This is a genomic window from uncultured Actinomyces sp. (assembly GCF_963542285.1).
Taxonomy (GTDB): Bacteria; Actinomycetota; Actinomycetes; order Actinomycetales; family Actinomycetaceae; genus Pauljensenia.
In genome coordinates this window covers 1-14,337 of record NZ_CAUTWQ010000024.1, presented here as the reverse complement: position 1 = coordinate 14,337, position 14,337 = coordinate 1, and the positions used below count along the sequence as shown (strand labels likewise).

Here is a 14,337-nt window from a genome sequence, read left to right as displayed (position 1 = left end):
AAACCTGTGGACATGTCAGAAACGAAAGCAGTGCCGGCGTAGCCCGCCTCGATGATCAACGCTGGGGACAAATTGTTGCTGCGGCGCTCGTTCCAGCAACTCGTGAAGATCTCTCCCTTGAAAACGTGCGGAATCTGGTCAAAGATTCTTTGGCCCCTTGGCAGCATCCTCGCCGTATCCGCTGGGTTGAGAATCTTCCGAAGACAACCACAGGGAAAGTGGATTTTTCTCAGGTCCAAGCCCTATTCGCATAGAGAAGCGGGGGTGCGGGCTTGTGGCCCACACCCCCGCGGCAAACACATCGCAAGAAAGGCTTTCTTAGCCCTTGACGCCGCCTGCCTCAACGCCCTTGAAGAAGAACTTCTGAGCGCATGCGAAGAGGATGATCAGGGGGATCAACGCGATCATGGTTCCTGCTGCGACAACACGCTGGTTGGCTCCAAAGGAGGACTGCAGATACTGCATACCAACGGTCAAGGTGTACTTTGCAGGATCATTCAAGACAACCAATGGCCATAGGAAGTCATCCCAAGCGCCGATGAAGGACATCAGAGCAACCACCGAAGCCATTCCCTTAACATTCGGCCACACGATATGACGAAGACGCTGATAGGTAGTTGCACCATCGATCGCGGCAGCGTCAAGAATCGAGTTCGGGATCGCCCGCGCGGCCGTGTACATGAGGAGAACGTTCATCGCTGAGATCGCACCGGGTAAGAAAACACCTGCCAGAGAATTTGCAAGCCCGAGAGACTTAATTGTCAGGTACTGTGAGGTCAGTGTGACTTCACCGGGGAGAAGAAGGGTTGAGAGAATGATTGCCATGCAAATTCCCTTGCCCTTGAACTTCATCTGGGCGAAAGCATAGCCTGCGAAAGTCGCGAAGATGACGTTCGTGATCACAGTTGCGATCCCCACGGCTAGTGAGTGCCACGCGTAGTTGATCACGGGAATCGTCCGCAAAACCTCAGCATAGTTGTCAAGCGTCGGCTGTTGTGGAATCAGGTTCGGCGGGAAGGAATAGATATCCTCACCCTGCCCTTTCAACGAGGTTGACAGCTCCCAGATGAAAGGACCGATTGTGATGATCAGGCAGAAGATCAGCAAGACGTAACGGCCAACGAAGCTGAGTAGTGTGGGTTTGTCAAAACCGGCCTCGCCCCGTCTGCGCCATGGGAGTTCACGCTTTGGCTTCACCTGTACCGTATCGGAGATAGTTGCTGCGCTCATCTCACTTCTCCCTTCCCGTTGCACCAGAGCTCACGCGGGCTGCGTGCTTACCCAAGTGCTCCGCGACTCCAGCAGTCAGCTTCTTCTGCTCGGCCGCTTGCTTACGAGACTCCTTGCTCTTCTTACGAAGACGCAGAGCTTCACGAATTTCAGATCCCTGGTTGATCCATGCAACGAGCAACAACGGACCAATGGTCAAGAAGAAGAGGACGACAGAAATTGCCGAGGCGTAGCCCAAGTTACCGCGCAGTCCCTTGCCAACGGATTGAATCATCATGACGATTGATTGAGCTTGGCCACCGGGGCCACCCGATCCGTTCGTCAAAACGTAGATTTCCGAGAAGATACGCATTGCAGAGACAGTGATAAGGGCAGAAATCAGCAGCATTGCTGGTTTAACTGCGGGGACGGTCACCGTCCAGAAACGACGCCACACACCAGCGCCATCCAGCGCTGCGGCCTCGTGAAGTTCTTTATTGACACCGGCAAGAGCTGCCAGGTAGACAACCATGTAATAGCCGAGGCCCTTCCACACTGTCAGCGACGTTGAGGACAGAAGGATAAGCCAACGGTCAACAAGGAAATTAATCGGTTTGTCGCTCAACCCAACGAATTGAAGCGATTGGTTGACAAGACCCTGCGAATCAAAGAGCCACGACCAGATGATGCCGACGACCACGACCGAGGCAATTACAGGGAAATAGAAGCTAGTGCGGAAAAGCGAGATCCCCGGGATCTTCTTTTCAACCAACATCGCCAAGAACAGAGGAAGGAAGGTCAATAGGGGAACACAGACGACAACATAGACCAGTGAAGTAACAAGTGCATAGATGAAGCGCTCGTCGTGAAAGAGAGTCACGAAGTTTTGCAGGCCGATGAATTTTGCCTGTTTGAGTGGCCGTGCATCCGTGAATGCAAGAACGACGGTGTTCAAGAATGGCCAGATCGAGAAAACCAACACCCACAGTACTGCTGGTCCGAGCAGTAAGTACGGAGTCAGTTTGGAGTGGGATTTCATGTGGTGTTCCTCCTCATCCCAACGGAAGTCGGTACACAAAGCCCTCGCAGATAGAAGGCTAGGTTGGTGGTGTTGGGAGAGGAGAGCCTCCCAACACCACCGTGTGATCAGAAGATCACTTGGAGAGGTTGTCGTTGCAGAACTTGACAGCCTTGTCGAGGGCGTCCTTCGAGGAGATTTCACCCTTCACTGCAAGAGCAAGCTGCTGCTTGACGTAGGTGCCCATTTCATCGGTGAACTGGAGCGGTGACTGCTCGACGGTGTTGGGCATTTGCTTGGCGGCCAGCTCGGTTGCCTTCTTTTGTAGGTCCAGAGAGACTACGGAGGTGAAAGCTTCAGGGTTCTCGTTGCCGGCCTTGGTTCCGGGGAAGAAGCCCTGAGCAATCTTGACGAACTCAACCTGGTTTTGGGTGTTGGTCACGTACTGAGCGAACTTCACTGCTGCCGCTTGGTTCTTGGAGTTCTTGGCCACGGAGATACCCTGGATGAAGATAGGCGCGTGTCCAATTCGAGTGGTAACCTCGGTCTGGTCAAGGAGCGTGGGCGCGTCGGCCTTCAGCGACGAGGCAAAGCCAGCTGAACCCGTAGTCCAGGTAGTCTTGCTCTGCTTGTACAAAGCTGCGTTGCCCTGGTAATCAGCGTTCAGCGCCTCGGCCGGCATTGCACCTTCTGCGTATGCCTTGCGGAAAAGCTCGACAATCTTGACTGCTTCGTCAGAGTTGAAGACGAACTTGCCATCCTTGTAGATGTCAATTCCGGCTGCGGAGAAGATGCCGACATCGGGAACGGAGGAGATCATCTTGACCTCGCCGTTGCTGGCCTTAGCGACATCTGAGGCCATCGAAAAGAGTTCGTCGAGGGTGGTCGGAAGCTTAGAGGTATCGACACCTACTTCTTTCATCTTGCCGACGTTGTACCAGTTCAGATCGGTGCCCAGGTACCAGGGGTATCCATAGTGCCCCTCGATGCCCGGGAACTGGTAGGCCTGTGCAGCACTGTCGACAAACTCGGAGATCTTCGCTCCTTCAACCTTGTCAAGGTCGACAAGAAGTCCGGTGTCTGCAAGCTTGTATGCGAAGCCCGGGGGTAGGTTCAGAACATCGGGAAGTTCACCGGAGTTAGCTTGCTGGAGGATCTTGTCCTCGTATCCGTCACCGGGCTGATCAATCCACTTAACCTTGATGTCGGGGTTTGCTGATTCGAAGTCCTTAATCAGCGACTCGAAGTAGGGGGTGAAACGATCGTTCTTGAGCGACCAGGTCTGGAATGAAATCTCAGTAGTGCCGCCTGCGGAGCTAGAAGCACTGGAGGTGGAGCTTGCGCCGGATCCGCCGGTGCAAGCGGCGAGGCTGAACGCCGCAGCAAGTGCGACACCAGTCACGATAGTGCGTGTCTTACGCATGGTCTTCTCCTTCGAAGGGTTTTTCGATGAACGCTGTGGAATTAGGAATCCCACGTTGAGAGGAAAATTGTCTTTTCCTCGTCCTTGCTCTCGCCCGAAGAGCGATAACGAGAACGATTCAATTCGATTCGACGGACATCGCCCGCTAATGCGAGTTCCATCCAGCGATCGAAATATTCGTGCCGAGCGTCGGTGTCGACGCGCGTCCACTCCTGTGCAGTCAGGGGGAGGGACGAACGTTGCTCACCGAGAGCTCGCACATCCGCCCAACGCTGAGCAGCACGACGGAAGGCCTCTCCAATGGGTTTTGGATTGCCATCCTGTCCCAGCAGTCCCAAGGAATGCTCGAGTGCCGGGAAATCTGAGAGGTCACGGGAGACATCGTGGGAGCACCACCAGGTGACTCCTTCGAGGCCGGGGGATATTCCGCCGCCTCGTTCTCCCATGAGAATTTCGAGAGTGTCCGTGAGAAACTGAGGAGCCTCTTCTGGATCCACGTAGTTCTCAGGGGCACCAATTTCTTGAAGCCATACTCCACGCGCGGGGTCCTCGGCCCACGCAGCTGCAAGTTCGCACAGGTAACGAGCAAACCACACGAGCTGCGGGGCACGAGCACCAAGACGCGGACCAACCCGACCAAAAATCCATGAATGGACAGTGGTGAGATCTCCCAATGACGTGGCCATTTGGGGAGAAAAAGGCTGGTCGTTTTCAAACCATAGGTCGTCATCATGACTGTGGGTGTGAACACCTTCGGGCCACTCTTCACGGGCAGTACCGAGCATTTGCTCCAACCAGCGTCCTGCTTCTTTCTCAGTCACTCTGTGAGGGAAAGGATGACGCGATGCGGCGAATTGGAAGAACTCATTACCAATCGACAAGCCACTAGCAGCGGGGATGCCACGCAGTGCCTCAGCCATCTCTCTGATTAGATTGCGTTCTGCTTGAACGACATCCGGGTCAGTAAAGAGATTGCGTCGGTGCCAAGAGGTGACCCACGAAGGCAGGAAGTCAAAAGATGAGAGGTGTCCTTGAAGGACATCCACAGTCACCTGAAGACCGCATTCCCCCGCAATTTCAACCACGGTTGCAACATCTTCAATTGCCTGTGGGCGAATGAGCGTGCGATTGGGTTGAAGTAGCGGCCACAACGGGAAAATCCTCACGTGGTCAGCACCGATAGCGCGGATCGCGTGGAAATCATCCCGTACGGCCTCGGAGTCAAAATCCAACCAGGAATGGAACCATCCCTGCCGCGGAGTGTAGTTCACGCCGAACTTCATGACGACTCACCTATTCACTTCGCGAAGGAAACCCGCAGCGTAGTGATCTGGAAGGCAGACAGATCGAAGCTCCACTCCCCTTGGCCGCCGAGGAGCTCGGGTTCACTTTCGCTCGGACGGTAACGCAGATCGCAAGCGGTGACAGAGCGAGCCTTGGGGGCACGGAATGTGACGCGCGAGGGCCCACCTTCGGCCTCGTAGAGACGGATCACAAGGTCACCACTGCGGTCAGGAGCCAAAGCAACAGACTCAACGACCGCACCACTGACACTGAAAGGAGCGCCGACGGGAGCGCCGCTGACCTCTCGCTCACCCAGGTTAATCTGCTGACCGGCAGCGACCGCCTCGAGAACCGAGGCATCAGGGACGATCCTAAAATTCCACTCGTGCTGTCCCTGATCCTGATCAGGATCAGGGAATCGGGCCGACTTGACCAAGGTTGCGCGCACCTGCGACCAGGTGCCGCGCCTGTCATTTTGGTGGCGCGTAACATCCCACCCATAGGTGGCATCGTTTGCGATCGCCCACGAACGCGAGGCATTTTCCAAGCGAACCCAGCGGTGAGCAGAAACCTCAAAGCGGTAAGCATCCCAAGAGGTATTCTCATGGGTCGGACGGGTAATGTAGCCCATCTGCGTTTCGTACTGGGCGTGATCGGTGTGCAATTCAACCGGGATCGAAAGCTTGAGAAGCTTTTCGTGCTCGTGCCAATCGGCCTCAACGTGGAGGTCAATTGCTTTGCTTCCCGAGGTGAAAATCCAAACCAGCTCCATGCTGGATGAATCAATCCGCGCGGTGGAATGAATCTCTACTCGATCGTGTTCAACAACAACATTGGACACCGAACGATCGGTGACAACACGTAGTGAATTGCGGTAGAAGGGATCCAAATCCCAGGCATCCCACATATTCGGGAAATCCTGATGAATATGGAACTCTCCGGCCTTTTGACCCGCAGGAATCCATTCACGATCAGATTCACTTTCTCGCAGCGAGGTCAGCTCGCCACTTGCAGAAATACGCGCCTTGAAGAAGGCGTTCGTAATTTCGTAGCCATCGTCAACCTGGAGCAGGTGAACTCCCTGGGAGTCTTTTTCTTTCGCAGGGGCAGCAACCGACAGTGGTGCAGTTCCATGAAGTGGGAAAGAAGAAGCATTAGCAAGCAATTCCTGACTTTGGCCGTCCGTGCTTGACGCAGTGAGAAGCGTGAGCGCCTTCTGAATGAGCGCCTCACAGCCTTCACGAATCTGCTTGTGAAGCTCACGGACTTCGCGGTAAACCCAAGCGATCGATGTTCCGGGCAAGATGTCGTGGAACTGGCACAGCAAGAGGGAGCGCCAGTAGGAACGAAGCTCCTCATAGGGGTAATCCATCAAGCCTTGAATCGCCGCGTAGGAACACCACAGTTCAGTCTCACGCAGGATTGATTCGCCGCGGCGGTTCCCTTGCTTCGCATCGATCTGTGAAGTGAAGGTGCCGCGGTGCAGCTCAAGATAGAGCTCGCCAACCCACACCGGGATCTGGTCGGCATCTTCCAGAGCCCGATCAAAGAACTGCTTGGGAGTTTCCATCACTACTTCAGGGGCGCCGCGTAGTGAGCGGAAGCGGTCAATGCGCTCAAGCATTTCACGGGTGGGACCACCACCGCCGTCGCCGTAGCCGAAGGGCATAAGGGAAACACTTGCATGTCCCTTGTCCTTGAAGTTCTCGACGGCGTGAGTGAGGTTTTGGCCGGTGACTTCCGCACCGTAGGTATCCATCGGTGGGAAGTGCGTAAAGATTCGCGATCCATCGATGCCTTCCCACAACAAAGTGTGGTGCGGGAAGGTATTGACCTGGTTCCATGAAATCTTCTGCGTCAGGAAGCGTTCAATTCCAGCTTCCCGAGCAATTTGAGGAAGTGCGGCAGAGTATCCGAAAGAGTCCGGAAGCCAGATTTCTTGGCACGAGGCGCCAAGTTCATTTTCGAAGAAGTCCAAGCCCTCAACCAGCTGGCGGCACATTGCCTCGCCGCCTGGAAGAACGGCATCCGGTTCGACCCACATTCCGCCTACGGGAACGATTCGGCCCTTTGCGACAAGCTCACGTACACGTTCGAAAAGTTCAGGGTCGTCTTCCTTCAGCCAGGCCACATGTTGGGCAGCAGGAAGGGCAAAGATCAACGAAGAACCGTCCTCGATAAGACGGACAACGTTGGCAAGAGTCCTGTTGACCTTGCGACGCGTTTCGCGCAGTGGCCACAGCCATGCAGAGTCAATGTGTGCATGGCCGACAGCGCTGATTCGGTGTGCTCCGGGGTAAGCAGCAGCCTCCATAAAAGGCTTCAGAACTTGACGTGCTGCGCCGGCAGTTCCAACCACATCGTCAAGATCAAGGCAATCAAGTGCACGATTGAGTCCCAGCAGGACATCCCATTCATGATCACCAAAGTGGGGCGCTGCCTCGATCATCTCGTGCAGAACTTGAATATCAAGTGCCAGTCCGTAGACATCTTCGTTCACGACGACAAGGTCTGCTTGGCGGAAGTGGTACAGCTCTTTGTGCGAAGCCGTGAGCTTGTCGCCATCGTGAGTGGGCTGGAAGGGAGGAATGCCCAAAAGCAAGGGATTTGCCGCTGCCTCAATGACGTAGTCGATGTCACTTCCGGCATTTTGCGCGACAGGAAGCCACCGGCTTCGAGGGTTCAGGGCCTTGATAGTCTTCCCTGACAGGTCCCTTACAAGTGCTTCAGCATGGAAACCTACAGAGTGTTCCTCGAATCCCAGATCAATGCGAAGCTCAAGACGCTGACCTTGCGAAAGTTCCACGTCGTTGGGAACTTGACCATGGAGCTTGAACCACGTTGTCTGCCACGCTCCGCCCCATGTCTGTCCTAATTCAAAAGGAGTGAAGTCAGCTTTCATGGCCTGCGCAAAACGAACTGGCTCTGAGATGACACCGTCTTCTAAGGGCTGGCGCCACTGAGTGACATGCAGTGAAGAAATCTTCGTGTACTCGCACGGAAGGATTCGTTCCTTCAATGTGCGTGTCACACGCTGCATGAGGATTTCTTGATTATCGTGCATCACGTCTCCGTCTTCTGAAGTGCTTCTACTTCGAGGCACTGCGTTTAGAATAACAACTAATCCGGTTTAGTACGAGGTAAACTTATAACAATCCGATTACGACCAGAGAAGGTATCGCAATGGCGCGTCCAACAATCCGTGATATTGCGCGAGAAGCAGGCGTTTCCCGCGCAGCCGTATCATTCGCCCTCAACGATCGTCCCGGCGTTTCGCCTACCACGCGAGCAAGAATAATCGATATCGCCGCCAAGATGGGATGGCGCCCAAATGCGACTGCACGTGCACTTTCCTCTTCACGTTCCAACGCAATTGGCTTGGTCTTGCAACGTCCACGTGTCAATAATTCTTCAGAACGCTTCTTCTTCGAATTCATTACCGGTATCCAAGATGCCTTAGACAACAGCGGCATTGATCTTCTCCTCCACCTTTCCCATTCAATGGAAGAAGAACTTAAGGCATATGAAAACTGGTGGGCTCAAGGACGCGTCGACGGGACGATTGTGGTTGACCCTCGCGACGACGATCCCCGTCCATCAAAGCTCAATGAATACGGGCTTCCAACCGTCGTTATCGGGCAAAAGTTTGATGAATGCGGCGCGGTTATTGGTGACGACGAACAGATGGTGCGCCTTCTTGCACTTCACTTGGCCGAGCAGGGATGCCGACACATTGCATTCGTCTGCGGCTCTTCATCCTTCACACACATCCAGCAGCGCATTACCACCCTGCACAATTTTGGTCAGGAGTGCGGAATCTCAATCACTATCGCGGCGAATAATGAGTTTTCCGAGGCCTCGGCGCTTCATGCGACACGAGCACTATTAGCTACAAGCAACCTGCCCGACGGGATCATCTTCGCTAACGAAATCTTAACTTTGGGCGGCTTACAGGCAATTGCTTACGCGGGACTGAAAACCGGTAAGGATATTAAGGTCTGCTCCTGCGAAGACTCCCCTATGTTAAGAATGTTCTCTCCCGCTGTTACTGCAATATCTCGAAATCCCGCAACGCTTGGGTTTGCAGGTGCGCAACTCCTTCTGGAGCAACTACACGGCGAGAGCCCACGCACTGTTTCCGATCAAGAACCCACGCTTATCGCTCGGTCTTCAACCGCGTCAACCCAATGAGCTACTCATCGCCTGATCGGAGATGAGTGAAAACACATGCGTATGCCTTTGATGGTGATAGGGATTTTAGTAAGCTTTCCCTTATCTAATTAAGGAAGGTATATGCCTCGTCATCGTATTGTCATTATCGGTTCCGGCTTTGCAGGATTGACTGCCGCACGGCGCCTCAAGCACGCAAACGCCGACATCACCATTCTTGCCCGTACATCACACCATCTTTTCCAGCCGCTCCTCTATCAGGTTGCGACTGGAATTCTTTCTGAGGGCGATATCGCGCCAACAACGCGTGAAATTCTACGCAAGCAAAAGAACGTCGAGGTCTTCCAAGCACTCGTCGAAGATATTGACGTCGAGAACCGAATTGTCAAGTGGCGTAACCACAACGAATACGCTGAGACTCCCTATGACACCCTGCTTGTTGCAGCAGGAGCAGGTCAGTCCTACTTTGGCAACGATCACTTCGCAGTCTTCGCGCCGGGCATGAAGACCATCGATGATGCACTCGAGCTTCGAGCACGAATCTTTAGCGCTTTCGAGCAGGCTGAAATTGCCAGCGATCCCGAAGAGATCCGACGTCTTCTTACCTTTGTCGTCGTAGGTGCGGGCCCCACTGGTGTTGAGATGGCAGGACAGATCCGCGAGCTGTCCTCTAAGACACTCAAGGGCGAATTCCGGCGTATCGATCCAACCCAGGCACGAGTCATTTTGGTCGATGGTGCTTCCTACCCACTGCCGCCTTTCGGCGAGAAGCTCGGCCACAAGACCTGGGCAGAACTGGAAAAGTTGGGCGTTGAGCTCAAGATGGATGCTTTTGTCACCAATGTTGACGCTGAAGGCGTAACCCTAAAGTACAAATCAGGTGAAGAAGAAACCATCGAATGCGTCTGCAAGGTATGGGCGGCTGGCGTTTCAGCCAGCCCCCTTGGAGCACAGATTGCAAAGGCCACGGGTGCTGAGGTTGATCGCGCAGGCCGCGTCTTGGTCAATAAGGACCTGACCCTTCCCGGCCACCCTGAAATCTTTGTCCTGGGTGACATGATGTCCTTCCCCGGTGTCCCCGGAGTAGCACAGGGAGCGATCCAGTCCGCGCGTTTTGCAGCAGATACGGTTCTGGCTCGCCTCAACAACCACTCCCCCAAGCGAAGCGAATTCTCATACTTCGACAAGGGATCCATGGCGACGATTGCACGTTTCAAAGCGGTCGTCCAAATGGGCAAGATGGAACTGACTGGTTTCATGGCATGGGTTTCATGGTGTTTCCTCCACCTGCTCTACATCGTTGGCTTTAAGTCGCAGGTGGGAACGCTGGTGAACTGGTTCTTCAGCTTCATTTCCGGCGCTCGTTCCCAGCGCACGACCACAAACCAGCAATTGGTTGCACGTCTTGCGATGGAGCAGCTGGGTAGTGGAGTTTCCGGCAAGCTTGTCGCCGGAGAAGACGTGGTTGAAGAGATCGTTCAGGCAGCCCAAGAAGAGTCTCACGAGGCCGAGGATTCGCAGTCAGATAACGCTGAGTAGACACCGCGTAGGTCTGCAAAAAGATTGGGGTCGGAAGCTTAATGCTTCCGACCCCAATTCTGTGGGCCCTACCGGGCTCGAACCGATGACCTTCTGGGTGTAAACCAGATGCTCTAGCCAACTGAGCTAAAGGCCCAAAGCACGTTCTTTAATGAACGCACCAGTACAGCATAGAGTACAAGCAGCAATTACTTGGAATCAGACGCTGTGAGATGCATTGCGCACACTGCAAAAGAGTGAGCATAATGCGGTCACGCAAGACGAAGTCGCGCGAAAACTCAGTGCTTTCTCGAACGCGCGGTTAGACGGATTCCGGCCCATTCAGGAGCCAGCGCACTTGCCGAAGTCGCGTGGAGCCCGGCAGTATGAGCAGCCTCTTCAACGTCAGAAACCGGGACAGTTCCGGGGCGTCCAGGCTTGGGAATCAAGACCCAGATCAGTCCTCCATCGTCAAGGTTCGACATGGCGTCGACCAACAGGTCCGCTAGATCTTCCTCTTCAGCATCATCCGCGCGCCACCATACGATCGTTCCATCGACGACATCTTCGTAGTCGGGATCGACAAGCTGATTACCGCTCTCTTCTTCAGCGAGTTGGCGCAGCGCTTGATCCGCATCATCGTCAACGTAGAACTCTTGAATAATCTGGCCCTTCGTGAACCCTAGCTTGACACTCACCGGAGTTCCCCTTCGAGCCACGACACAGACAGTGTTACATCGCTTTTCACGGCTTCAATCGTAATGCACGCAGCGCAATTATTTTTTGTTTCTCTCGATTCCTGTGATTTTCTCAGCAAAGCACTATCTTTGGCCTTGACAAATGAGGCGCGAATCATGGGCCTGAAGTCCCATTTTCACTCGCATTTTCTACTCGCAGGTACCAAAATAGACCTGTAAGCACGAGGGCGTGCCCCACCAGGCGCTTCCGCTAAGTTAATCAGAGGAGTTCGAGATCCAGTGAGCGAGAACCACCCCGTCGTCAACGGGTTACTCAGCCAGGTACCCGACAATGACCCCGCAGAAACCTCAGAATGGGTCGAGTCACTGAGTGGCCTGATCGAAGAAAAGGGCGGCCCACGTGCACGCTACATCTTGCTGCACATGCTCGATGAGGCACGCCGTAAGGGAATCCAACTTCCTCAGGAATACACGACCCCCTACGTCAACACGATTCCTGTCGATCAAGAACCTTACTTCCCCGGTGACGAGGCCATGGAACGCCAGTACCGCCGCTGGATCCGCTGGAATGCGGCAGTCCAGGTAACCAGGGCTCAGCGCCCCGGCGTCAAGGTTGGTGGGCACATCTCCTCCTACGCCTCGGTTTCAACGCTCTACGAGGTCGGCCTCAACCACTTCTTCCGCGGCAAGGATCACCCGGGCGGCGGCGACCACGTCTTCTTCCAAGGCCACGCCTCTCCCGGCCCCTACGCCCGCGCCTTCATTGAAGGGCGTCTTTCCGAAGAAGAAATGGACGGATTCCGCCAACAGGTCTCCACTCCTCACGGACTCCCCTCTTACCCCCACCCTCGCCAACTCCCTCATTTCTGGGAGTTCCCGACCGTCTCCCTCGGCCTCGGGCCAGCAGAGGCGATCTACCAGGCCTGGTTTGACAAGTACCTGCACCTGCGTGGCATTAAAGACACCTCATTGCAGCGCACATGGGCCTTCTTGGGCGATGGCGAAATGGACGAGCCCGAATCTCGTGGCATGCTTCAGCTTGCCGCGCAGCAGGGACTCGACAACCTGACTTTCGTTGTGAACTGCAACCTGCAGCGCCTTGATGGTCCGGTTCGCGGCAATGGCAAGATCATCCAGGAACTCGAAGCCTTCTTCAAGGGTGCGGGTTGGAACGTTATCAAGGTCATCTGGGGTCGCGGTTGGGACCAGCTCTTGGCCTCAGATAAGGATGACGCGCTTGTTCACTTGATGAACGAAACTCTGGATGGCGACTACCAGACCTTCGGTGCAAATGATGGTGCATACATTCGTGAGCACTTCTTTGGCCGCGATCCGCGGACCAAGGCAATGGTTCAAAACTGGACCGACGATCAGATTTGGGCGTTGCAGCGCGGTGGTCACGACTACCGAAAGGTGTACGCCGCATACAAGGCTGCAACCGAGCACACCGGTCAACCGACCGTTATTTTGGCTCACACCATTAAGGGCTATGCGCTGGGTAGCCACTTCGCTGGTCGTAACTCGACGCACCAGATGAAGAAGCTCACCGTGGAAGACGCGAAGCTTCTTCGCGATCGTCTGCAGCTTCCCATCACCGATGAAGAGCTGGAACGCGATCCCTACATGCCTCCCTATTACATGCCGCCGGCAGATCACCCTGCTCTGCTGTACATGAAGGAACTGCGTGAGAAGCTGGGCGGTTGGGTTCCCGAGCGCCGCGATCACCAGCCGAAGCTTCCTGAGCTTCCCTCGAAGCCTTTCGAGGCCCTTTCCAAGGGATCCGGCAAGCTCGAAGTTGCCACCACTATGGCTTTGGTGCGCCTGATCAAGGACCTCATCAAGGACAAGAACGTCGGCAAGTACTTCGTTCCGATCATTCCTGACGAGGCACGCACCTTTGGTCTGGATGCAATCTTCCCCTCGGCGAAGATCTTCAACACGACGGGCCAGGCCTACACTCCGGTTGACGCAGATATGATGCTGTCCTACCGCGAGTCCGAGCAAGGTCAGGTTCTGCACACCGGTATTACCGAGGCCGGTAGTGCGGCAGCATTCCAGGTGGTCGGTACCGCCTATGCCACTCACAACCTGCCGATGGTTCCCTTCTACATCTTCTATTCGATGTTCGGGTTCCAACGTACGGGCGATCAGTTCTGGGCTGCTGGTGATCAGCTGTCGAAGGGCTTTGTTATCGGTGCAACCGCTGGGCGTACAACCCTCACCGGTGAAGGCCTGCAGCACATGGATGGCAATTCCCCCGTTCTGGCATCCACTAACCATGCCTTTGTCACATACGATCCTGCTTATGCCTACGAATTGCGGTACATCATGGCCGACGGCCTTGAACGTATGTACGGCGATGCAGGTGGACGCGATCCGAATGTCATGTACTACCTGACGGTGTACAACGAGCCCATCCACCAGCCCGCAGAGCCCGAAAACCTTGATGTCAACGGGCTTATTAAGGGCATCTACAAAGTTGACGATCACGCGAACTTCGGTGGCCCGAAGGCTCAGCTGCTCGCTTCCGGTGTCGGCGTGCCGTGGGCACGCGAGGCGCGAGAGCTGCTTGCACGTGATTGGGGTGTCGATGCGGCAGTTTGGTCGGTTACCTCGTGGACCGAGCTTCGTCGCGAGGCGCTGGACGTGGAAGAGTTCAACTTCCTCCACCCCAGCGAGCCGCAGCGCACCCCCTTCGTTTCCAGCCAGCTGCAGGGAACCGAAGGACCCTTCGTCGCGTCTTCGGACTTTGACCGTCTTCTGCCCGACCAGATTCGTCAGTGGGTTCCCGGTGACTACTACGTCTTGGGCGCTGATGGCTTCGGCTTCTCTGATACTCGCCGCGCGGCTCGCCGTTGGTTCCACATCGATGCCGAGTCTATGACGGTTCGTGTTCTGAAGGCGCTGGCTGACCGTGGTCAGATTGATCCTTCGGTTGTTCAGCAGGCAATCGACCGCTATCAGCTGTTCAACTACGCGATTTCCGGAGCGGATCACGCCGGCGAAGAGTAAACACT

General features: G+C 55.0%; 9 protein-coding genes, 1 tRNA gene and 1 pseudogene. 4 read left to right on the top strand and 7 right to left on the bottom strand.

Translation table 11 applies throughout. From position 1 onward, the window contains the following. Nucleotides 1-254 (top strand): annotated as a pseudogene (locus RW023_RS08030) (long-chain fatty acid--CoA ligase); the annotation flags it as partial. Nucleotides 255-318: 64 nt separating this feature from the next. On the opposite strand, the gene RW023_RS08025 reads toward RW023_RS08030, so the two are convergent. The 5 genes from RW023_RS08025 to RW023_RS08005 form a co-directional block, all read right to left on the bottom strand. Beyond that, on the bottom strand, nucleotides 319-1,230 hold the full coding sequence (locus RW023_RS08025) for a carbohydrate ABC transporter permease (protein ID WP_315580696.1): 912 nt from the start codon (nucleotides 1,228-1,230) through the stop codon (nucleotides 319-321). Between the two features lies 1 nt (nucleotide 1,231). After that, nucleotides 1,232-2,248 (bottom strand): sugar ABC transporter permease, encoded by a 1,017-nt coding sequence (locus RW023_RS08020; protein WP_315580695.1) that lies wholly within the window; start codon nucleotides 2,246-2,248, stop codon nucleotides 1,232-1,234. A gap of 115 nt (nucleotides 2,249-2,363) precedes the next feature. Further along, nucleotides 2,364-3,650: an extracellular solute-binding protein gene (locus RW023_RS08015; protein WP_315580694.1), complete on the bottom strand. Its 1,287-nt coding sequence runs from the start codon at nucleotides 3,648-3,650 to the stop codon at nucleotides 2,364-2,366. A 41-nt stretch (nucleotides 3,651-3,691) separates the two neighbouring features. Next, nucleotides 3,692-4,933 (bottom strand): hypothetical protein, encoded by a 1,242-nt coding sequence (locus tag RW023_RS08010; RefSeq protein WP_315580693.1) that lies wholly within the window; start codon nucleotides 4,931-4,933, stop codon nucleotides 3,692-3,694. 14 nt (nucleotides 4,934-4,947) lie between these two features. Further along, nucleotides 4,948-7,998: a glycoside hydrolase family 38 C-terminal domain-containing protein gene (locus RW023_RS08005; RefSeq protein WP_315580692.1), complete on the bottom strand. Its 3,051-nt coding sequence runs from the start codon at nucleotides 7,996-7,998 to the stop codon at nucleotides 4,948-4,950. 119 nt (nucleotides 7,999-8,117) lie between these two features. On the opposite strand from RW023_RS08005, the gene RW023_RS08000 reads away from it, so the two are divergent. Together RW023_RS08000 and RW023_RS07995 are read left to right on the top strand one after the other, a co-directional pair. Then, nucleotides 8,118-9,125 (top strand): LacI family DNA-binding transcriptional regulator, encoded by a 1,008-nt coding sequence (locus RW023_RS08000; RefSeq protein ID WP_315580691.1) that lies wholly within the window; start codon nucleotides 8,118-8,120, stop codon nucleotides 9,123-9,125. A gap of 102 nt (nucleotides 9,126-9,227) precedes the next feature. After that, complete coding sequence (locus tag RW023_RS07995) at nucleotides 9,228-10,643, top strand: NAD(P)/FAD-dependent oxidoreductase (protein ID WP_315580690.1); 1,416 nt, start codon at nucleotides 9,228-9,230, stop codon at nucleotides 10,641-10,643. A 62-nt stretch (nucleotides 10,644-10,705) separates the two neighbouring features. Here RW023_RS07995 and RW023_RS07990 read toward each other — a convergent pair. Further along, a tRNA-Val gene (locus tag RW023_RS07990) sits at nucleotides 10,706-10,779 on the bottom strand. A 142-nt stretch (nucleotides 10,780-10,921) separates the two neighbouring features. After that, the gene (locus tag RW023_RS07985) at nucleotides 10,922-11,320 is read right to left on the bottom strand and encodes a DUF3052 domain-containing protein (protein ID WP_315580689.1); all 399 of its coding nucleotides are present in this window, start codon (nucleotides 11,318-11,320) and stop codon (nucleotides 10,922-10,924) included. 279 nt (nucleotides 11,321-11,599) lie between these two features. Here RW023_RS07985 and aceE point away from each other — a divergent pair, with 279 nt between their 5' ends. Further along, nucleotides 11,600-14,332 (top strand): pyruvate dehydrogenase (acetyl-transferring), homodimeric type, encoded by a 2,733-nt coding sequence (gene aceE, locus RW023_RS07980; RefSeq protein ID WP_315580688.1) that lies wholly within the window; start codon nucleotides 11,600-11,602, stop codon nucleotides 14,330-14,332. Nucleotides 14,333-14,337 lie beyond the last annotated feature (5 nt).